Raw genomic sequence first — 18895 nt, 5'->3', positions numbered from 1 at the left:
GACACGCGCCGAGACGTGACTTTCCTGTCACTCTCATCCCGCTAGGCTGAGCCGAACGGGACGTCTGGGGTTACCGGGGGAGATTGCGACGGGAGTGTGACCAGCAGAGTCTCGACGAGCACGGTCTTCGAGCGCGATACGCCTCTGTTCCGTGAAAGCGTGAGCGGGCGTCTCGCGAAGTACCCTCGCAACGTCTGGTTGCGCTGGGGCGTGCGTCTCCTGATCGCGGCGGCGTATGCGGCCGTGGCCATCTGGTTCCACCTGGCCACGCAGGGTGGCTGGGACGGCACGCCGAACTGTGCGCTGGCCGACCGCATCGCGATCCTGCGCGCCGGGGGAGCTGTCGGCGGAGATGTCGGGGTCATCGGCGCCCTCTATCCGCCGCTCACGAGTCTCGTCGCCATGGTGATCCCCGGGGGCGCCTTCGGACTTTCGATCGCCGGATGCCTCGTCGCCGGGCTGATGCTCCAGTTGATCGTCCAGTCGATGCAGCGACGCGACTTCCCTCTGTTCGTGCGCCTCGTGTTCATCTTCACGCTGGGAGCGACGCCCGTCTTCGCCTACATCGCGACCACGAACTTCGAAGCCGTGGTCGGCCTGATGTTCTTCGGGCTCGGGATGGTCGATCTCGTGCGGTTCGTGACATGGGCGAACACGCAGGCGGGCTTCCGCGCCGGCATCCTGTTCGCCTGCGCGGCGTTCTCCGATTCCACCGTCACCTTCACTGCGCTGGTCGCCGCGATCGCCGGAACGCTCATCATCCAGTCGCGCCCGGGTGCACGGCTGGCCAACGCGTACGTCGTCGCATTCCCCACGATCACGCTGTTCCTCTCGCTCGCGCTCCTGGGAGTCGCGTTCGGCGCCGGACCGCTCGCAATGTTCCGCGGTGATCTCAGCTGGCATCCCGAGCGCTTCGATGCGCTGCTGACCTTCTTCGCGTCGCCGGCGGGCATCGTGTACTTCGCACCGATGCTCCTCCTCGTGGTGACGAGTTTCGCGCTCCGCTTCCCGGGCACGGCACTCATCGCCGTGCTTCTGACCGCGAGCACACTGCTGGCCTTCGTGCTCGGTCTCACCCCGCCGGGCACCGCCGGCATCAACTACACGCTGATGCTGCTCCTGGCGATCGCGATCGTGCCGACGATGACGACCCTGGCCCACACCCTCCTCACGTGCGCCGTGTCGGTGGTGCTGTGGATCATCGGGTGGCTCACCCCGCTGCAGTGGCGGACACTCGCCGACTGGATCAGTGCCCTCGGAGGACTCTCATGACGGACGCGGACACCTCGCTGCTCTCCGCGGAGCTGCGCACCCGCTACGTGCAGGAAGGCTGGGTGCCGCTGGGTCGGGACGGTGACGCCGTGGTGATCGGGGCGTCGCGCGATCTGGGTCGTGCGGCTCGTTCAGAGATCAGCGCGGCAATCGGCGCGCCGCTGGTGGTGCGCCCCCTCGACCAGCGTGCGATCGTCGACCAGGTGGTGCAGCACTTCCGCGACGACTTCGCGGATCAGGCCGCCAACGGCCTCTATCACGCCGATCCCGGCCTGTCCGCGCGGCGCGTGCTCTCGCGGGCGCAGCAGGTGGGCCTCGCGATCTTCCTCGTCGTGCTCGTCGCGTCGCTCATCCTGTGGACGCTGCCGACGGTCGTCATCGGCATCGCCGTCGCCAGCATCGTCTTCCTCTCCAGCACCCTGTTCAAGTTCTCGGTCGCTCTACACGGGTCGCGATACGACCTCGTGCAGCATGTCGACGCGGATGCCATCGCCGCCCTGCGCGACGAAGACCTCCCGATCTACACCGTGCTCGTGCCCGTCTTCCGGGAGGCGCGGATCGTCGGACGCCTCGTCGAGAACCTCGGGCGTCTCGACTACCCCGCGCACAAGCTCGAGGTCATCATCCTGGTGGAGGAGGAGGACGACGAGACGAGGGATGCCATCGCGGTGTCCTCACCGCCGGAGAATTTCATCGTGGTGACGGTGCCCAAGGGTGCCCCGCAGACGAAGCCGCGTGCCTGCAACGTGGGTCTGGAGGTTGCGCGGGGGGAGTTCCTCGTCATCTACGACGCCGAAGACGCGCCCGAGCCCGACCAGTTGAAGAAGACCATCGTCGCCTTCTCGCACGCCGACGCGTCGACGGTGGTCATGCAGGCATCCCTCAACTACTTCAACGCGCGGGAGAACGTGCTGACGCGCATGTTCGCGCTCGAGTACAGCTACTGGTTCGACTACATGCTCGCGGGCCTCGACGTCAGGGACCTCCCGATCCCGCTCGGGGGCACGTCCAATCACTTCCGCACGGCTGCGCTGCGCGAGCTCGGCGGGTGGGATCCCTACAACGTGACCGAGGACGCCGACCTCGGCATCCGAGCCAGCGCACTCGGGTATCGGGTCGGGGTCGTCGACTCGACGACGATGGAAGAGGCGACGAGCCGGATGGGGATCTTCATCGGCCAGCGGAGCCGGTGGATCAAGGGCTACATGCAGACGGCGCTGGTGCACGCTCGTCGCCCGGGGCGACTCGTCGGGCAGATCGGGCTGCGGCGATTCTTCTCGTTCGCACTCCTCATCGCGGGGACCCCGCTCACCTTCCTCGGCGTGATTCCGTTCACGGCACTGCTGGTCGCCTCGTTCGCGATTCCGTGGCTCGACGTCTCCGAGGCCTTTCCGCCGCTCGTGCTCTGGCTCTGCCTGCTGAACTTCCTGATCGGCAACGGCCTGATGGTCTACCTCAACATGATGGGGCCGTACAAGCGAGGCGCCTTCTGGCTCGTCGGCTGGGCACTCCTCAATCCCGTCTACTGGCTCCTGCACTCCGCCGCGTCGTACAAGGCCCTGTGGCAGTTGATCACCAAGCCGCACTACTGGCAGAAGACCGAGCATGGCATGTCGACGTTCGAGCTGCACGGAGCCGACGTCGATGCGTCCGTGCCCGCAGCGGACCCGGTGGAGGTCGCGGACCGTCAGTGACTCTGGCTCGCGAGGTGATCGCGCAAGGTGGGACCGGCGCGGAACTCGCGAATGAGGTGATGGACGACCTCGCGGAGATCCCCATCCGCCGCCTCCGCCACGTGCATCTGACGCTCGTAGCTGGCGCCTTGGGTCAGGATCGTCTCGATCCCGGCGAGCTCACGGGCGCAGTGGAGCTGTTCGGCGACAGGGGAGAGCTGCGCGACGGTCTCCCTGAGATGGTCGACCACGGGGCGCTGGGTGCCGTCGCGATCGACGATGACGCGCGCTTCGAGGCCGTACCGCGCGGCGCGCCACTTGTTCTCCCTGACGAACCACGGCGGGATCGTCGCCGGTTCTCGTCCCTCGTCGATCTCGCGGGAGAAGTGCTCCACGAGCACCTGCACGAGCGCGGCGACCGCCGCGAGCTCCGGGAGCGTCGACATGCCGTCGCAGGCACGTACCTCGATCGTGCCCCAGCGCGGCGCCGGTCGGATGTCCCAGCGCACCTCGGTCGCGTCGGCCATCACACCGGTGCGCACCATGTCCTCGAGGTAACCCTCGAACTCCGACCACTCCGTGAGCGGCCACGGCAGGCCCGCGGTCGGGAGCTGTTGGAACACGAGGGCACGGTTGGACGCATACCCCGTGCGCTCGCCCGCCCAGAACGGACTGGATGCCGACAGCGCCTGCAGGTGGGGGAGATACACCGACAGAGCATTGATGATCGGCAGGACCTTGGTCACGTCGTCGACGCCCACATGGACGTGGATGCCCCAGATCATCATGTTGCGCCCCCACCACTGGGTGCGCTCGATCAGGTTGTGGTAGCGGGTCTTGTCGGTGACCTGCTGGTCGTACCACTGCGCGAACGGGTGGCTCCCGGCACAGAGCAGCTCGATGCCGCGCGGGTCGGTGAGTGTGCGCACCTGGGCGATGGCATCGGCGATGTCGTCGACAGCGGCGGCGACGGTATCGCCCACCCCGCTCGTGACCTCGACCGTGTTGGTGAGCAGTTCGCCCGTGACGGTGTAGCGCTCGTGGCGTGTCCGCTCCTCCAACTCCGGAAGGAGTTCCGGTGCGCGCGGTGCGAGGTCGCCCGTCTCCGGATCGGCCAGCATGAGCTCCCACTCCAGACCCACCGACGAGCGGGCGGATGTCGCGAACGGCACCGTCATGCGCACAGTCTGACACGCGCAGGCCGGCTGGTTCGCAGCATCCGCCATGATCTGGCAAAATAGATCGCTGGACCTGTTGCTCGACCCTCTATCCGGCCGCCGGTCCACCCGCAGAGCTTCCGCCGGGTGTGCACCCCACTCTCCAGGCGACGTTCATCATCACTTCCCAACACCATTCAGGAGAATTGTGGCTGTCAAGATCCGTCTGAAGCGCCTCGGCAAGATCCGTGCGCCGTACTACCGCATCGTCGTGGCCGACTCGCGCACCAAGCGCGACGGTCGCGTGATCGAGGAGATCGGCAAGTACCACCCGACCGAGGAGCCCTCGTTCATCGAGGTCGACTCCGAGCGCGCGCAGTACTGGCTGTCCGTCGGCGCCCAGCCGACCGAGCAGGTCGCCGCTCTGCTCAAGCTCACGGGCGACTGGGGTCGCTTCAAGGGCGACAAGAACGCCGTCTCGACGGTGAAGACCGCCGAGGGCAAGTCGGAGTTCGTCGCCGACACCTCCAAGAAGTCCGTCATCAAGCCGAAGGTGGAGAAGAAGGCCGAAGAGCCTGCTGCCGCCGCGGATGACGCGCCGGCCGACGACGCCGCCGCAGAGACCACCGAGGCCGAGTAAGACTGTGCTGGCCGCCGCGCTCGAACACATCGTCAAGGGGATCGTCGATCACCCGGACGATGTCACCATCCGTTCGTCCTCGTCGCCTCGCGGTGACGTGCTCGAGGTGCGCGTGCACCCGGACGACCGGGGACGGGTGATCGGGCGCGGCGGACGCACCGCCAAGGCGCTGCGCACGCTCATCACGGCGCTGGCCGATGGCGCGCGCGTCCGCGTCGACGTCGCGGACGACTGACGTGTCGGCATCCGGAGCCGCGCGCACGCAGTTGCGCGTCGGCCGCCTCGTCAAGGCGCACGGGCTCAAGGGCGCCCTCAAGCTCGAGCTGTACACCGACGACCCCGACGGGCGATTCGTCCCAGGCGCGGTCTTCACGCTGCAGGTTCCGGAGTCTTCACCCTGGCACGGCAAGAACGTCACCGTTCGTGAGTTCCGCTGGATGAACTCGCACCCGGTGCTCTTCCTCGACGACGTCGACGACCGCACGGTCGCGGAGTCGCTCGTGCGGGCGATCCTCTGGGTCGACCAGGACGAAGACGCGGCGCCGACCGAGGACGACGCGTGGTACGACCATCAGCTCGTCGGCCTCCAGGTCGTCCGTGACGACGTCGTCGTCGGGCGTGTGGTCCGCGTGGATCATCTGCCGGCGCAGGACCTCCTCATCGTCCGGCCCGAAGACGACGCCGAACGCGAGATCCTCGTGCCGTTCGTCGCGGCCATCGTCCCCGAAGTGGACATCGCGGCCGGGCGCGTCATCGTCACGCCTCCCGCAGGACTCTTCGAAGATCTCGTCGGCGACGACGACCCCGAGCCGGCCCCCGCCGCCGAGGACGAGAACGCCGAGGACTGACGTGCGCATCGACGTCGTCACGATCTTCCCCGCCTTCTTCGACGTCCTCGAGGTCTCGCTGCTCGGAAAGGCGCGCGCAACGGGGCTGTTGGACGTTCACGTCCACGACCTGCGCGACTTCGCCCATGATCGTCACCGCAGTGTGGACGACACGCCTTACGGCGGCGGGGCTGGCATGGTCATGAAGCCCGAGCCCTGGGGTGAGGCGCTGGATGCCGTGGCCGCGGCGGCAGGCGCAGCACGCCCCACCTTCGTCTTCCCATCACCGGCGGGAGAGCGCTTCGTCCAGCGCACCGCGCGCGAGTTCGCGGATCTGCCGCATCTGGTCTTCGGCTGCGGCCGTTACGAAGGCATCGATGAGCGGGTCTTCTCGTACGCCGCAACGCTCGGGGACGTGCGGCTCGTGAGCCTCGGCGACTACGTCCTCAACGGCGGCGAAGTCGCGGCGATGGCCATGATCGAGGCGGTGGGCCGTCTCGTCCCCGGCGTCGTCGGGAATCCCGAGAGCCTGGTCGAGGAGTCGCACGAGGACGGCCTCCTCGAGTATCCGTCGTACACGAAGCCGGCCACCTGGCGCGGCTACGACGTTCCGGAGGTCTTGCTCAGCGGCCACCACGGCCGCGTCGCCGAGTGGCGCCATGAGCAGCAGGTCGCGCGCACACGGGAGCGCCGCCCCGACCTCCTCGCCGAGTGAACGTTCCGCGCGGCCTGCGGCGGCGTCACGCGTGCAGGGATCGCAGCGCGGCGACGACCTGAGCGTGCCACGAGCGTGCCGCAGGTAGCGCAGCCGTGTAGATCGGCGTGTCGTGCGTGACGCCGAGGTAGCGCACCACGGTCGCGTCCACACCGCTCGCGCGCAGTCTCGCTCCGTATGCGGCACCGTCACGACGGAGCGTGTCGTACTCGGCGGTCATGATCAGCGCCGGAGGAAGTCCGGTGTGGTCTGTGGCCCGCAAGGGTGACGCGTAGGGATTCCGCGCATCCTCCCGGCGCGCGAGGTAGGTGCGCGCGATGGAGCGGAGTTCACGGAACACGAGGAGCGCGGGCACTCCCATGCGCCACGTCGGGATGAGATCGACGTGGCGGCCCGTCAGATCGGTGACGGGCACTTCCAGCACCTGCAGCCGCAACGGACGACCTCCGCGATCGCGATTCATCAACGTGACGGCCGCGGCGATGGCACCGCCCGCCGACGTGCCGGTGACCGCGAGTCGGTCGGCATCCACCCCGAGTTCCTCGCTGTGTCCGACGACCCACTCCAGGGCGGCCATGCCCTGTTCGACTTGCGTGGGGAAGCGGTGTTCGGGCGCGAGCGCGTAGGACACGGAGATGACGACGACATCTGCCTCCGCTGCCCGTCGCCGACAGGTGGCATCCGTCGTGGGGTAGTCGATGCCGCCGATGCGGAAGGCACCCCCGTAGAAGTACAGCGCTGCCGGTCGCACGCGGTCGTCGGCAGCCGGCCGATAGACGCGAACGGTCACCGCAGGGAAGCCGTCGACGGGCACGACGTGATCGGTGATCGGCAGGTCCGGACCGCGCACGCCGGCCGAGGCGAGCTCATCTCGATCCCACGCCCACGCGGCACGGCGGTGGCGTGCTCGCGCCCGGGCTGCGCGCTCGACACGCGTCGGCTCGGGAGTGCTTCCCGTCGCGGCGGCGACCGGTGAACTCATCTCAGAAGGTCGCGGCGGGGGAGAGGCCGCCGAACGCGGCGCCAGCCACCACGGCAGCGTGTCGCGCAGCCGCCCGAGCACCTGGCGCAGCAGGTAGCGACGGTGTCGCCGCAGACGTTGCGTGAAGTAGGGGTCGAGCGGCATCCGGGATCAGCTCTCGCGTCAGCGGACGCCGAGGAACGATCGGTCGGTCAACACGATCGGTCCGTCGTCGGTGATCGCGACAGTGTGCTCGGAGTGCGAGCCCCGCGACCCGTCGACGCTGCGGAGGGTCCAGCCGTCCGGGTCGGTCACGAGCTCGTCCGTGGTGCGCAGGAACCACGGCTCGAGGGCCAGGACGAGGCCTGCACGGAGGGGGTAGCCGCGGCCGGGTTTGCCGTCGTTGGGGACGTGGGGGTCACCGTGCATCGTGCGGCCGACTCCGTGACCGCCGAAGTCGGTGTTGATGGCGTATCCGTCGGCGCGCGCCACCTGCGAGATCGCCGCCGAGATGTCGCCGATGCGATTTCCGACGACAGCGGCGTCGATCGCCGCATCCAGCGCGCGCTCGCTCGTGTCGATGAGGGCGAGGTCCTCGTCGCGGGGAGTGCCCACGATGAAGGAGACCGCAGAGTCGGCGACCCAGCCGTCGACGGACACGGCGAAGTCGAGCGTCACGAGGTCGCCGTCTCGCAGTGCGTAATCGTGAGGCAGGCCGTGCAGGACGGCGTCGTTCACGGAGGTGCAGATGACCTTGCCGAACGGGCTGGCACCGAACGAGGGGTGGTAGTCGATGTAGCAGGACTCGGCCCCCGCCCGGCGGATCATGTCGTGTGCGCGACGATCGATGGCGAGAAGATTCGTTCCGACCGTCGTCTCGTCGCGCAGGGTCGCGAGGACTTCGGCGACGAAGCGTCCTGCGGGACGCATCTGCTCGATCTCGGCGGGGGTGCGCAGCTCGATCATCGGCTTCCTTTCACTCAGCTTCCATTCTGACTGACCGGCGTACCATCGAGGACATGTGGGTACGACAGGCGTTCTACCGGTGGTTGATTCCCGCGGCATTCGTTCTCCCGCTGTGGCTGTTCGTCGGGTGGATCGTGTTCGGCGCCAACCCGTGGGCCCTGCTCTGGGTGCTGCTGTCCGCTCCGCTCGTTCTCATCGGGCAGCTCATCCTCACGCTGCTGATCCGCGCCCGAGGTACCGTGCGTTCGGAGCGTGCGGTCTCGTGGACGGATGCCGGTGCCGTCGGCGCGTGGCACGTGCTCGTCATCGCGTTGGGCGTCTTCGACAGTCGATGGTGGTGGATCGTGCTGCTGGGCGCCGTTGCGGTCGGCGTCGTGGCGCTGTGGACCTCGCTCACGCAACTGTGGCGCGAAGCGCGCGGCATCCCGGACGTCCTGCGCTCTGCGACGGGGCAGCGCTACGTCCGCCCCGCGGCAGACCCGTCGGTCACGACGGACGCGCGCCGCCCCGAGCCGCACGAGGTCATCGTCATCACCGAGTCGACGCGCCCAGACGGTCGCTGACGGGGCGGCTCCGACGGTTGCACCCGGTTTGGAGCGGGCGCTCGTCCATGGCAGAATGGTTCTTTGTGCCCTGAACAGGCTCTGCCTCAGGGGAGCACGGCGCCGCCTCAGGCGCCTCGGGCACGCAACATCCTCCAATTCAGACTCTCGCGATCGACCTGTGGCGGTCGCAGGAAGTGACGATCATGCAGATCCTCGACTCCGTCGACGCGGCCTCGCTCCGCTCCGACATTCCCGCCTTCGCTCCCGGTGACACCGTCAAGGTGCACGTGAACATCACCGAAGGCAACCGCTCGCGCGTGCAGGTCTTCCAGGGCGTCGTCATCGGCCGCTCGGGCGACGGTGTCCGCGAGACCTTCACGGTCCGCAAGATCAGCTTCCAGGTCGGCGTTGAGCGCACCTTCCCGGTGCACAGCCCGTCGATCGACCACATCGAGGTCGTCACCCGCGGTGACGTCCGCCGCGCCAAGCTCTACTACCTGCGCGACCTGCGCGGCAAGAAGGCCAAGATCAAGGAGAAGCGCGACCGCTGACGCGCCTCCGACGATGCCCCGGGTCCCTTCGGCCCCGGGGCATCGTCGTCTCCGAATACCGCGCTTGTGATCGCCGCGGAACGGTTGGTCGTGCGCGGCGCCGACCGGAGATGTGCGAACCTTGACGGGTGTGGCCGGGCGGATGCTCCCCGCCGTCGCGACCGCCGAGAGAAGGATCTGAATGACCACCGAGAACAGCGCCGCCCCGGCCGCGACCGATCCGTTCCGTCCGCGGCGCCGGCGCATCTGGCCGCTCGTCCGCGACGTTCTCGTGATCATCGTGATCGCGGTGCTGGTGTCCTTCCTCGTGAAGACCTTCCTGGTGCGGTCGTTCTACATTCCTTCCGGCTCGATGGAGCAGACTCTCCGCATCGACGATCGCATCCTCGTGGATGAGCTGACACCGCGATTCGGCGGCTATGACCGCGGCGACGTCGTCGTCTTCCGTGACCCCGGTGGCTGGCTGCCGTCCGAGCCGAAGGTCGAACGGTCGGTGCTCGTGGAGGCCGTCGACTGGGTGCTCGCGCTCGTGGGCATCTCCGCTCCGGACAGCAAGGAGCACCTGATCAAGCGCATCATCGGCGTGCCCGGAGACCACGTCGTGTGCTGCAACGCGCTCGGCCAGGTGACCGTCAACGACGTCCCGATCGATGAAGGGCCGTACCTGAACCTCGCGCCGGGCCAGAATGCCCCCGAGGTCATCCCGTACGACGTCACCGTGCCCGACGGGTCTCTGTGGGTGCTCGGGGACAACCGCGATGCCTCGAGGGACTCGCGGTACAACACCGATCAGCCCGGCGGCGGGTTCGTCCCCATCGACAACGTCGTGGGTCGCGCCTTCCTCGTGACGTGGCCGCTCGATAGATTCGGTCTCATCGATTTCCATCACGACGTCTTCGCGGGCGTGCCCGACCCCACGCCATGACCGTCGTTGCTCCGCGCCTCACCGTCGAAAGGCGGCTCCTGCGGGAGCACGCGTTGCTCATCGCGTGCGATGAGGTCGGGCGGGGCGCGCTGGCGGGACCCGTCGCGGTGGGAGCCGCCGTGGTGGATGCCACGGGAGCGCGACGACGTGTACCTGCGGGCCTGCGGGACTCCAAGCTCGTCGCAGAACACCATCGACCTGCCGTCGCCGAGCGCGCGCGTGACTGGACGATGGCCTCGGCTGTCGGGTGGGCCGACGCCGCCGAGATCGATCGCGTGGGGATCATCCGGGCGCTCGGGCTCGCCGCGCTTCGGGCGATCGGTGAGCTCCGCGCGAGCGGCATCGTCCCCGAGGATGCCGTGATCATCCTCGACGGCAACCACGACTACATCACTCCGGCCGGGGGGAGCGGGCTGCGTGTGCAGCCCATCGTGAAGGCCGACCGCGACTGCGCATCGGCGGCCGCGGCATCCGTCATCGCGAAGGTCGCTCGCGATGACCTGATGACGCGTCTCCACGACGAGGAGCCCGTGTATGGCTGGGCGCGGAACAAGGGATACGCGAGCGCGGCACATCGTGAGGCAATACGCTCGCATGGTCTGAGCGCGCATCACCGCGCTTCGTGGGCGATCGCGGACGCCCCCACGTTGTTCTGATCGGCGGCTACCGCCTCGGGGCGCATAGGATTGATGCACCATGGATGACGAAGTCTTCGAGGATTACGACCGCGAGCTGGAGCTGGCGCTGTACAAGGAGTACCGCGACGTCGTTTCGCAGTTCCAGTACGTGATCGAGACGGAGCGACGCTTCTATCTCGCGAACGATGTGAACGTGGTCCGTCGCGACACGGAGCACGACTTCTATTTCGAGATCTCGATGACCGACGTGTGGGTGTGGGACATCTACCGCGCTGACCGATTCGTGAAGTCCGTTCGAGTGCTGACCTTCAAAGACGTCAACGTCGAAGAGCTGCAACGGCGTGACTTCCAGATCCCCGACGAGTTGTCACTCGATTCCTGATCCCCGGAGACTTCTCCCCAGGTCCGCACCTGCGCGCGCCATCCACCGACCCTTCTCCGAGCCTCATCGGAGGCAAGCCCCCTCGCCACCATCGAGAGCATGGCGAAGAAGGACGACCGGGGTCGTGAAGGTGAAGAGCGAGCGGCGCGCTATCTCGAGGAGCGCGGGTACCGCGTCTGGGACCGCAACTGGCGGTGCCCACAGGGCGAGATAGACATCGTCGCCGACGACGGACGGGATCTCGTCATGGTCGAGGTCAAGACCCGGCGCACGGACAGGTTCGGGCATCCGTTCAGTGCGGTGGATCGTCGCAAGCGGGAGCGACTCTGGCGTCTCGCACATGCGTGGATGCGGGCGCACCCCGGCGCTGCGCGCGGCCGGAGCGTGCGCATCGATCTGATCGGCATCACCGGCGAGCGTCCGGCCACCGCCGTCCTCGAGCATCTGGAAGACCTCCGATGAGCGTCGGACGCACCTGGAGTGTCGTGCTCACCGGATTGCAGGGCGACCTGGTCGAGGTCGAAGCAGACCTCTCGACGCAGACTCCCGGGTTCTCGATCATCGGGCTGCCGGACAAGTCGATCGGCGAGGCGCAACAGCGCGTCCACAACGCGTGCGGCAACAGCGACTTGCCGCTGCCCAGGCGTCGCGTCGTGGTGAACCTGTCTCCGGCCGGTCTGCCCAAGCACGGCACAGCGCTGGATGTCGCCGTGGCGATCGCGGCGCTGGCGACCGAGTTGCCGATGGAGGCGGCGTCCCTGGAGCGCACCGTGCACCTCGGCGAACTGGGGCTCGATGGGAGGCTCAGGCCCGTGCCCGGCGTGCTGCCCGCCGTCGTGGCGGCCGCTCGCGCGGGCATGTCCCGCGTCGTCGTGCCCGCGGCGTGTGCCGACGAGGCACGGTTGGTCGACGGCGTCGAGGTCATCGCGGCGGTGAGCCTCCGCGATGTCGCGCGCTTTCACGGACTGGACGTCGCGGACGTCGAGGCGGAGCCGGTCCCGTTGGCCGGGGAGGGGATGCGAGGCGGCGGCACGCCCAATGACGTGGTCGACCTGTCGGAGGTCGTGGGCCAGCGGGAGGCGGTCGACGCGCTCGTGATAGCCGCCGCGGGTGGTCATCATCTGCTCATGAGCGGACCGCCCGGCGCCGGCAAGACGATGCTGGCGCGGCGGCTGCCCGGACTCCTGCCCTACCTCGATGACGACGCCGCGCTGCACGTGGCATCGCTGCGCTCGCTTTCGGGCGAACCCGTGCGCGTGCTGAACCGCACTCCACCCTTCGAAGCGCCGCACCACTCGGCCAGCGTCGCCGCTCTCGTCGGCGGCGGAAGCAGGACGGTACGCCCGGGGGCGATCGCGCGCGCGAGCGGCGGGGTTCTCTTCCTGGATGAGGCGGGGGAGTTCGGGGCCCATGCCCTCGATGCCCTGCGTCAACCGCTGGAGTCGGGCGAGATCGAGATCCATCGTGCGGGCTTCCGCGTTCGCTTTCCCGCACGTTTCCAACTCGTTCTCGCGACGAATCCCTGCCCGTGCGGCCAGTACGGCGTGCCCGGCGGCGTCTGCACGTGTCCGTCTCTCGCCATCCGTCGCTACCTCGGAAGGTTGAGCGGCCCTCTCCTGGATCGCGTGGATATCGAGCTCTCCCTGCGGCGGGTCGCTCACGCGCAGCTCTTCGCGGATGCCGCGACGGTCAGCACGGCCGCGGCGCGCGATCGCGTCCTCACCGCACGCGCACGGTCGACCCGCCGCCTGGCCGGCACACCGTGGCGCACGAACGCCCAGGTGAGTGGAGCATGGCTGCGCTCCGGTCCGGCCGCTCCGCACCCGGACGTGCGAAGACCCCTCGATGCGGCACTTCAGCGGGGCGCGCTCACCCTGCGTGGCTATGACCGGGTGCTCAGGGTCGCCTGGACGCTCGCGGACCTCGATGATCGCGACGTCCTCGGAGTGGAGGACATCGGGCGCGCATTGTTCTTGAAGAAGGGGGTGACGCAGGGGTGATCGATCTTTCCGATCGCGCGGTCGTTGAGAGAACGCGGGGGCTGGTGCGGGACGAGACGGCGGCGCACGAGCGCGCCGACGTCGATGCACGGATGATCTGGTCGGCTCTCACCGAGCCGGGCGACGCCGTTGCGGGCGCCCTCATCGCGTCGACAGGGCCTCGCCGAGCTCTGGAGGTGTTGGGATCGAGCGACGCCGCGCCGCAGGTCCGCGCGCACGCGGATGTCGACTCGCAGACAGCCGCGGCGAGTCTCGAGCGATGGCTGGCTCGTCAAGGCGACGCCGCCGCGGCCTCCGGGGCAGCTCGTCGAGCCCAGGTCCGGGTGCTCACGCCTGAGCAGGACTCCTGGCCGGAAGGGCTTCGCGATCTCGGTCCTCACTCTCCCCATTGCCTGTGGCTGCGCGGAGACTCCCGCGTCCTCCGCTCTGGTCGAGTCTCGGTCGCGTTGGTCGGCGCACGGGCCGCGACCGCGTACGGGCAGGACGTGGTGTCGCAGCTCGCGGCTGAACTGGCCGCTGACGGGGCCATCATCGTCTCAGGAGGCGCATACGGGATCGACGGCATGGCCCACAGGGCGGCTCTCGCGGTGGGTGGGGCGACCGTGGCGTGGTTGGCGGGCGGTGTGGATCGGCCCTATCCCGCCGGCAATCGTCAGCTGCTCGAGAGCATCGCGCAGCGAGGCGGTGCGGTCGTGGCCGAGGCGCCATGTGGATCGGCTCCGACGAAGTGGCGATTCCTTGCGCGCAACCGCCTTATCGCCGCATCCTCGGCGGCCACGGTCGTCGTGGAGGCAGGGTGGCGCAGCGGCTCCATCAACACGGCAGGACACGCCGCTGCGCTCGGGCGGCCGCTCGGCGCCGTGCCCGGACCGGTGACCAGCGCAGCGTCTGCCGGGTGTCATCGGCTCCTGCGCGAATATGCCGCGGAATGCGTGACGTCGGCGAGCGACGTTCGGGGGCTGTGGGGCGACGTCGGCCACCGCGACGAGGAGACATCCTCGTCGGAGGGGCGCACCGATGATACGACCCGCGTCCTCGATGCGCTCAGCAGTCGCGTCGAGCGCGATATCGGCGAGGTGGTTCGCCGATGCGGGATGAGTGCAGACCAGTGCGCCGCGGTGCTGGGACTGCTGGCGCTGGAGGGGCGTGCCGAGCGCGGCACACAGGGATGGCGCGCGGTCCGCCGCTGAGCCGGTGCGCCTGCGTGTGGGCGACCCAGCGCGCGGCATGCTGGGGGAATGGACTTCGCCGTGGCTGCTACTGCGTACACGCGGTACCTCGCCGACGTTCGACGACTGTCTCCGGCGACGGTGAAGGCCTATGAGTCCGACCTCCGTGACCTCCGCAAGGCATGCGATGTCCAGGAGTTGGCGGAGATCGACGTGGAACACCTGCGTGACTGGTTGTGGACCTCGGTGCAGCGTGGCGACGCGCGAGCGACGATCGCGCGGCGAACCGCCGCAGTCCGTGGGTTCTTCGCTTGGGCCGTCGAGTCCGAGCACCTGGACAGCGACCCGAGCCTGCGACTGAGTGCGCCCAAACGAGGCCGGTCGTTGCCGAAGGTCGCCACCGCGGCCACGATGGCCGATGTGCTCCAGCGCCTCCGCGACGCAGCCGAAGAGGGCGACCCGATCATCCTCCGCGACAGCGCGATTCTCGAACTCCTCTACGCGTCGGCGCTCCGCGTTTCCGAGCTCTGTGGCATCGATATCGACGATCTCGACATGCACCGACAGACGGTCCGCGTCCTCGGCAAGGGGAACAAGGAGCGCATCTCACCGTACGGCGCACCCGCACAGGCCGCGCTCGACGCCTACCTGGTCAGGGGCCGGCCCGCGCTGGCATCCCGAGCCGAAGACGCGGCGTCGGCCAGTGCCGTCTTCCTCGGCGCGCGCGGAGGTCGCATAGGCCCCCGGGCGGTTTACGACGTGGTCAGCCGCCGCATCGGGCCGGCGCTTGGCACTCTCACCGTCGGACCGCATGCGCTGCGGCACTCGGCGGCCACGCATCTCCTCGACGGCGGAGCCGACCTCCGAGCTGTTCAGGAGATTCTCGGCCATGCGAGCCTTGGGACCACCCAGATCTACACACACGTCTCCGCTGAGAAGCTCACAGCGAGCTACCGACTCGCGCACCCCCGCGCCTAACGAGCACGCAGCGGCGGGTCAACCCATGAGAGGAGGACGGGCCGCGCAGCAGGGGAGCAGCACTGCCCTTGGCAGGGCGCCCAGCAGGAGCGACGGATCCACGTACGCTCCGTTCAGGCGGATGCCGATGTGCACCTCACCATCGCGCGCGTGGCCCCCGTGCGCCACGATGGCGAAGGGCTCACCCACGGTGACCCGAGTGCCGGGCGTCAGCTCATCGATCGACACCGGTTCGAGCGAGACCAGGTAGCCGTCGCCACGATCGATGGTCACGACCCCCCGACCGGCGACGACACCGGCGAACACGATCACACCGGAGGTCGGCGCGTCGACGACGGCTCCGGAAGCCGCGGCGAGGTCGATCCCGCGATGTCCTGCACCATAAGGGCTTTCCGGCGGATCGAACGGGCGCGCCACCCGCACGGGCACGATGGGCCACGTCCACCCCGACTCGCTATCGACCCGCGCACCATCGACCGTCGCGGCGGCGTGGTCCGGCGACGGCAGAGGTGGGAGCACGAGGATCGCGAGGGCGAGGGACGCGAAGAAGCGATGCATGGACACACCCTCGTCGAGAGAGACGACGATGCGGCGCATCCGGACGTCGGCCGGGGACGAATCCCGCGCATAGCAGCGAGGGGAGGAGGCGCTGTGACTGATACACTTGCCCTGCACTCCGCATGTCGGAGTGACTACGCGTGCCCGCACATCGGCCCGCACACCCCAGGTCTCCACCGTTTCGACGGTCGAGCGGGTGTGCTCCGGGGCACCAGGCTCCGCGACCGTCCGGTCCGCGGGAACAACCGAAAGAACAGGAGTACGGCCATGGCCGTCGTCACCATCCGCCAGCTGCTCGACAGCGGCGTCCACTTCGGACACCAGACTCGTCGCTGGAACCCGAAAGTCAAGCGCTTCATCCTCACGGAGCGCTCCGGCATCCACATCATCGACCTGCAGCAGTCGCTGTCGTACATCGACAAGGCCTACGAGTTCGCGAAGGAGACGGTCGCGCACGGTGGCACCATCCTCTTCGTCGGCACCAAGAAGCAGGCGCAGGAAGTCATCGCCGAGCAGGCGACGCGTGTCGGCCAGCCCTACGTGAACCAGCGGTGGCTCGGTGGCCTCCTCACGAACTTCTCGACGGTCAGCAAGCGGCTCGCACGTATGAAGGAGCTCGAAGAGCTCGACTTCGAGAACCCCGCGGAGAGCGGATTCACGAAGAAGGAGCTCCTCCTCAAGAAGCGCGAGCTGGACAAGCTCCACAAGTCGCTCGGCGGTATCCGCAACCTCCAGAAGACGCCTTCGGCGATCTGGGTCGTCGACGCCAAGCGCGAGCACCTCGCGATCGACGAGGCCAAGAAGCTCGGCATCCCGGTGATCGGCATCCTCGACACCAACGCCGACCCCGACGAGTTCCAGTTCCCCATCCCGGGCAACGACGACGCGATCCGTTCGGTGGGTCTGCTCACCCGCATCATCGCCGACGCAGCCGCTGAGGGCCTCATTCAGCGTCACCAGCCCACCGAGGAGTCGGCCGACGCCGAGCCCCTCGCGGACTGGGAGCGCGAACTTCTCGAGCAGGGTGGCTCCACCGAGGCCCCCGCGGCTGAGGCCGCCGTCACCGAGGCGCCCACCGCCGAGGCCGCAGAGGCGCCCGCCGCCGAGGCAACCGACGCGCCTGCCGCCGACGCCCCAGAGGCGCCGGCCGAGGCGTCCGCCGAGACCGCCGAGTAATCCGCTTCCGATCGGTCCGGTGCCGGGTCCCGCGCCTGACACCGGGCCGATCAGCCTCAGATTTCGCACGACGACACACCACTAGGAGCCACCACACATGGCAAACTTCACCATCGCCGACATCAAGACGCTGCGCGAGCAGCTCGGCACGGGCATGGTCGACACGAAGAAGGCGCTCGAGGAAGCCGACGGCGACCTCGAGAAGGCTGTCGAGATCCTCCGTCTGAAGGGCGCGAAGGGCAACGCCAAGCGCGCCGACCGCTCGACCAGCGAGGGCCTCGTGGCCGCCGTCCAGCAGGGCGACACCGTCACGATCATCGAGCTCAACACCGAGACCGACTTCGTCGCGAAGAACGACCGCTTCCTCGCGCTGGCGGACAAGGTGCTCGCCGCTGCTGCCGCCGTCGGCGCCGACTCCGCTGAGGCGGCGCTGGCTGCCGATGCGGGCGGTCAGAGCGTTGCAGAGCTCATCTCCGACGAGGCCGCCATCATCGGCGAGAAGGTCGAGCTGCGCCGCGTTCGCACGCTGAGCGGCGACGCCTTCGAGATCTACCTGCACAAGACCAGCAAGGACCTGCCGCCGCAGATCGGCGTGGTCGTGGCTTACAGCGGAGACGACGCCGAGACCGCGCGCAGCATCGCGCAGCACATCTCGTTCGCCAACCCGACCTACCTCGCTCGCGAGGACGTCCCCGAGGACGAGGTCGAGAAGGAGCGTCAGATCGTCACCGAGATCTCGCGCAACGAGGGCAAGCCCGAAGCCGCGCTCCCGAAGATCGTCGAGGGTCGCGTCGGCGCGTTCTTCAAGCAGGTCGCCCTGCTCGACCAGGACTACGCGAAGGACAACAAGCAGTCCGTCGCCCAGGTCGCGAAGGCCGCCGGCATCACCATCACCGACTTCGCCCGCTTCAAGGTCGGCGCGTAAGTTCGAACAGGGGCCTGCATCACCACGATGCGGGCCCCTTTTCGATGCCCGCCGAACGATATCCTGCAACCGTCGAGAGGAACCCCGTGACCGATGAGACCACAGGACGCCGACGCGTCCTCCTGAAGCTGTCGGGGGAGGCCTTCGGTGGAGGCCAGCTCGGTGTCAATCCCGATGTCGTGAGTCAGATCGCCCGCGAGATCGCCGCGGCGGTCGACCGCGTCGAGATCTCGATCGTCGTCGGCGGCGGGAACTTCTTCCGCGGCGCGGAACTCAGCCAGCGCGGCATGGATCGCGGGCGCGCCGACTACATGGGCATGCTGGGCACGGTGATGAACGCGCTCGCACTCCAGGACTTCCTCGAGCAGGCGGGTGCCGCCACGCGCGTGCAGTCGGCGATCTCGATGACGCAGGTCGCCGAGCCCTACATCCCGCGCCGCGCCGAACGACACATGGAGAAGGGGCGCGTCGTCATCTTCGGCGCCGGCGCCGGGCTCCCGTACTTCTCCACCGACACGGTCGCCGCTCAGCGCGCTCTGGAGATCGGCGCCGACGAGGTGCTCGTTGCGAAGAACGGCGTGGACGGCGTCTACACGGCCGATCCGAAGACGTCCGCCGACGCTGTGAAGCTCGACCGCCTGACCTACAACGACGCACTGCAGCGCGGCCTGAAGGTCGTGGACTCGACCGCCTTCAGCCTGTGCATGGACAACGGCATCGACATGCGCGTGTTCGGGATGGAGCCCTCGGGGAACGTGACCCGGGCGCTGCTCGGAGAGCCGATCGGAACCCTCGTCACCGTCTGAGTCGCGCATTCCGTCCGCACTAGACTTGATC

At 68.5% G+C, this 18895-nt stretch carries 22 protein-coding genes; 18 read left to right on the top strand and 4 right to left on the bottom strand.

Features of this window, described 5'->3' with window-relative positions; genetic code table 11:
* Positions 1 to 159: 159 nt before the first annotated feature.
* Together ACSQ18_RS07860 and ACSQ18_RS07855 are read left to right on the top strand one after the other, a co-directional pair.
* Positions 160 to 1272: a hypothetical protein gene (locus tag ACSQ18_RS07860; protein WP_436036608.1), complete on the top strand. Its 1113-nt coding sequence runs from the start codon at positions 160 to 162 to the stop codon at positions 1270 to 1272.
* On the top strand, positions 1269 to 2966 hold the full coding sequence (locus ACSQ18_RS07855) for a glycosyltransferase (protein ID WP_436036607.1): 1698 nt from the start codon (positions 1269 to 1271) through the stop codon (positions 2964 to 2966). The genes ACSQ18_RS07860 and ACSQ18_RS07855 overlap by 4 nt, the downstream gene beginning before the upstream one ends.
* On the opposite strand, the gene ACSQ18_RS07850 is transcribed toward ACSQ18_RS07855, so the two are convergent.
* Complete coding sequence (locus ACSQ18_RS07850; RefSeq protein ID WP_436036606.1) at positions 2960 to 4123, bottom strand: glutamate--cysteine ligase; 1164 nt, start codon at positions 4121 to 4123, stop codon at positions 2960 to 2962. The two genes, ACSQ18_RS07855 and ACSQ18_RS07850, sit on opposite strands and share 7 nt — an antisense overlap.
* A 187-nt stretch (positions 4124 to 4310) precedes the next feature.
* Here ACSQ18_RS07850 and rpsP point away from each other — a divergent pair, with 187 nt between their 5' ends.
* From rpsP to trmD, 4 genes are read left to right on the top strand one after another with little or no spacing between them, the layout of a single operon-like run.
* The gene (gene rpsP, locus ACSQ18_RS07845; protein WP_301040168.1) at positions 4311 to 4742 is read left to right on the top strand and encodes a 30S ribosomal protein S16; all 432 of its coding nucleotides are present in this window, start codon (positions 4311 to 4313) and stop codon (positions 4740 to 4742) included.
* Positions 4743 to 4746: 4 nt separating this feature from the next.
* Positions 4747 to 4977: an RNA-binding protein gene (locus ACSQ18_RS07840; RefSeq protein WP_436036605.1), complete on the top strand. Its 231-nt coding sequence runs from the start codon at positions 4747 to 4749 to the stop codon at positions 4975 to 4977.
* Positions 4940 to 5590, top strand: coding sequence for a ribosome maturation factor RimM (rimM, locus tag ACSQ18_RS07835; RefSeq protein ID WP_436036604.1), 651 nt, complete (start codon positions 4940 to 4942; stop codon positions 5588 to 5590). The genes ACSQ18_RS07840 and rimM overlap by 38 nt, the downstream gene beginning before the upstream one ends.
* A 1-nt stretch (position 5591) precedes the next feature.
* Entirely contained in the window at positions 5592 to 6284 is a 693-nt protein-coding gene (trmD, locus tag ACSQ18_RS07830; RefSeq protein ID WP_436036603.1) for a tRNA (guanosine(37)-N1)-methyltransferase TrmD, read from the top strand.
* A 25-nt stretch (positions 6285 to 6309) separates the two neighbouring features.
* Here the strand turns inward: trmD and ACSQ18_RS07825 are convergent, their stop codons facing one another.
* Positions 6310 to 7410 carry an alpha/beta hydrolase gene (locus ACSQ18_RS07825; protein ID WP_436036602.1) on the bottom strand — a complete coding sequence of 367 codons (1101 nt, stop codon included), beginning with the start codon at positions 7408 to 7410 and terminating at the stop codon, positions 6310 to 6312.
* An 18-nt stretch (positions 7411 to 7428) separates the two neighbouring features.
* Complete coding sequence (gene map / locus ACSQ18_RS07820) at positions 7429 to 8211, bottom strand: type I methionyl aminopeptidase (protein ID WP_144808000.1); 783 nt, start codon at positions 8209 to 8211, stop codon at positions 7429 to 7431.
* Between the two features lie 53 nt (positions 8212 to 8264).
* Here map and ACSQ18_RS07815 point away from each other — a divergent pair, with 53 nt between their 5' ends.
* The 9 genes from ACSQ18_RS07815 (at position 8265) to ACSQ18_RS07775 (ending at position 15399) form a co-directional block, all read left to right on the top strand.
* Positions 8265 to 8774 (top strand): MFS transporter permease, encoded by a 510-nt coding sequence (locus ACSQ18_RS07815; protein ID WP_436036601.1) that lies wholly within the window; start codon positions 8265 to 8267, stop codon positions 8772 to 8774.
* Positions 8775 to 8959: 185 nt separating this feature from the next.
* Positions 8960 to 9307, top strand: coding sequence for a 50S ribosomal protein L19 (gene rplS, locus ACSQ18_RS07810; protein ID WP_144807999.1), 348 nt, complete (start codon positions 8960 to 8962; stop codon positions 9305 to 9307).
* A gap of 181 nt (positions 9308 to 9488) precedes the next feature.
* Positions 9489 to 10232 (top strand): signal peptidase I, encoded by a 744-nt coding sequence (gene lepB, locus ACSQ18_RS07805; protein ID WP_436036600.1) that lies wholly within the window; start codon positions 9489 to 9491, stop codon positions 10230 to 10232.
* The gene (locus ACSQ18_RS07800) at positions 10229 to 10888 is read left to right on the top strand and encodes a ribonuclease HII (protein WP_436036599.1); all 660 of its coding nucleotides are present in this window, start codon (positions 10229 to 10231) and stop codon (positions 10886 to 10888) included. Before lepB ends, ACSQ18_RS07800 begins: the two co-directional genes overlap by 4 nt.
* 40 nt (positions 10889 to 10928) lie before the next feature.
* Positions 10929 to 11252: a DUF2469 family protein gene (locus tag ACSQ18_RS07795; RefSeq protein ID WP_144807996.1), complete on the top strand. Its 324-nt coding sequence runs from the start codon at positions 10929 to 10931 to the stop codon at positions 11250 to 11252.
* Between the two features lie 99 nt (positions 11253 to 11351).
* The gene (locus ACSQ18_RS07790; RefSeq protein WP_436036598.1) at positions 11352 to 11714 is read left to right on the top strand and encodes a YraN family protein; all 363 of its coding nucleotides are present in this window, start codon (positions 11352 to 11354) and stop codon (positions 11712 to 11714) included.
* The gene (locus tag ACSQ18_RS07785) at positions 11711 to 13252 is read left to right on the top strand and encodes a YifB family Mg chelatase-like AAA ATPase (RefSeq protein ID WP_436036597.1); all 1542 of its coding nucleotides are present in this window, start codon (positions 11711 to 11713) and stop codon (positions 13250 to 13252) included. The genes ACSQ18_RS07790 and ACSQ18_RS07785 overlap by 4 nt, the downstream gene beginning before the upstream one ends.
* 44 nt (positions 13253 to 13296) lie before the next feature.
* Entirely contained in the window at positions 13297 to 14442 is a 1146-nt protein-coding gene (gene dprA / locus ACSQ18_RS07780; protein WP_436036595.1) for a DNA-processing protein DprA, read from the top strand.
* A 48-nt stretch (positions 14443 to 14490) separates the two neighbouring features.
* Complete coding sequence (locus tag ACSQ18_RS07775) at positions 14491 to 15399, top strand: tyrosine recombinase XerC (RefSeq protein WP_436036594.1); 909 nt, start codon at positions 14491 to 14493, stop codon at positions 15397 to 15399.
* 18 nt (positions 15400 to 15417) lie between these two features.
* Here the strand turns inward: ACSQ18_RS07775 and ACSQ18_RS07770 are convergent, their stop codons facing one another.
* On the bottom strand, positions 15418 to 15957 hold the full coding sequence (locus tag ACSQ18_RS07770) for a murein hydrolase activator EnvC family protein (protein WP_436036593.1): 540 nt from the start codon (positions 15955 to 15957) through the stop codon (positions 15418 to 15420).
* A gap of 267 nt (positions 15958 to 16224) precedes the next feature.
* Here ACSQ18_RS07770 and rpsB point away from each other — a divergent pair, with 267 nt between their 5' ends.
* The 3 genes from rpsB (at position 16225) to pyrH (ending at position 18864) form a co-directional block, all read left to right on the top strand.
* A complete protein-coding gene (gene rpsB, locus ACSQ18_RS07765) occupies positions 16225 to 17133 on the top strand; it encodes a 30S ribosomal protein S2 (protein ID WP_436036592.1) in 909 nt (302 codons plus the stop codon).
* 97 nt (positions 17134 to 17230) lie between these two features.
* Entirely contained in the window at positions 17231 to 18058 is an 828-nt protein-coding gene (gene tsf / locus ACSQ18_RS07760) for a translation elongation factor Ts (RefSeq protein WP_436036591.1), read from the top strand.
* 86 nt (positions 18059 to 18144) lie between these two features.
* Positions 18145 to 18864 (top strand): UMP kinase, encoded by a 720-nt coding sequence (gene pyrH / locus ACSQ18_RS07755; protein WP_144807989.1) that lies wholly within the window; start codon positions 18145 to 18147, stop codon positions 18862 to 18864.
* Positions 18865 to 18895 lie beyond the last annotated feature (31 nt).

Origin of the sequence: Microbacterium sp. LjRoot45 (genome assembly GCF_964253325.1) — a bacterium.
Lineage (GTDB): Bacteria > Actinomycetota > Actinomycetes > Actinomycetales > Microbacteriaceae > Microbacterium.
Note: the sequence above shows the minus strand (reverse complement) of the source record. Positions and strands in the feature narration are given on the sequence as shown.

Excerpts from the sequence above, each read along its gene's own strand:
- ACSQ18_RS07855 (WP_436036607.1), top strand. The coding sequence starts at position 1,269 with ATGACGGACGCGGACACCTCGCTGCTCTCCGCGGAGCTGCGCACCCGC.
- ACSQ18_RS07850 (WP_436036606.1), bottom strand. The coding sequence starts at position 4,123 with ATGACGGTGCCGTTCGCGACATCCGCCCGCTCGTCGGTGGGTCTGGAG.
- rimM (WP_436036604.1), top strand. The coding sequence starts at position 4,940 with ATGGCGCGCGCGTCCGCGTCGACGTCGCGGACGACTGACGTGTCGGCA.
- ACSQ18_RS07825 (WP_436036602.1), bottom strand. The coding sequence starts at position 7,410 with ATGCCGCTCGACCCCTACTTCACGCAACGTCTGCGGCGACACCGTCGC.
- map (WP_144808000.1), bottom strand. The coding sequence starts at position 8,211 with ATGATCGAGCTGCGCACCCCCGCCGAGATCGAGCAGATGCGTCCCGCA.
- ACSQ18_RS07815 (WP_436036601.1), top strand. The coding sequence starts at position 8,265 with ATGTGGGTACGACAGGCGTTCTACCGGTGGTTGATTCCCGCGGCATTC.
- rplS (WP_144807999.1), top strand. The coding sequence starts at position 8,960 with ATGCAGATCCTCGACTCCGTCGACGCGGCCTCGCTCCGCTCCGACATT.
- lepB (WP_436036600.1), top strand. The coding sequence starts at position 9,489 with ATGACCACCGAGAACAGCGCCGCCCCGGCCGCGACCGATCCGTTCCGT.
- ACSQ18_RS07800 (WP_436036599.1), top strand. The coding sequence starts at position 10,229 with ATGACCGTCGTTGCTCCGCGCCTCACCGTCGAAAGGCGGCTCCTGCGG.
- ACSQ18_RS07795 (WP_144807996.1), top strand. The coding sequence starts at position 10,929 with ATGGATGACGAAGTCTTCGAGGATTACGACCGCGAGCTGGAGCTGGCG.
- ACSQ18_RS07790 (WP_436036598.1), top strand. The coding sequence starts at position 11,352 with ATGGCGAAGAAGGACGACCGGGGTCGTGAAGGTGAAGAGCGAGCGGCG.
- ACSQ18_RS07785 (WP_436036597.1), top strand. The coding sequence starts at position 11,711 with ATGAGCGTCGGACGCACCTGGAGTGTCGTGCTCACCGGATTGCAGGGC.
- ACSQ18_RS07775 (WP_436036594.1), top strand. The coding sequence starts at position 14,491 with ATGGACTTCGCCGTGGCTGCTACTGCGTACACGCGGTACCTCGCCGAC.
- ACSQ18_RS07770 (WP_436036593.1), bottom strand. The coding sequence starts at position 15,957 with ATGCATCGCTTCTTCGCGTCCCTCGCCCTCGCGATCCTCGTGCTCCCA.
- rpsB (WP_436036592.1), top strand. The coding sequence starts at position 16,225 with ATGGCCGTCGTCACCATCCGCCAGCTGCTCGACAGCGGCGTCCACTTC.
- tsf (WP_436036591.1), top strand. The coding sequence starts at position 17,231 with ATGGCAAACTTCACCATCGCCGACATCAAGACGCTGCGCGAGCAGCTC.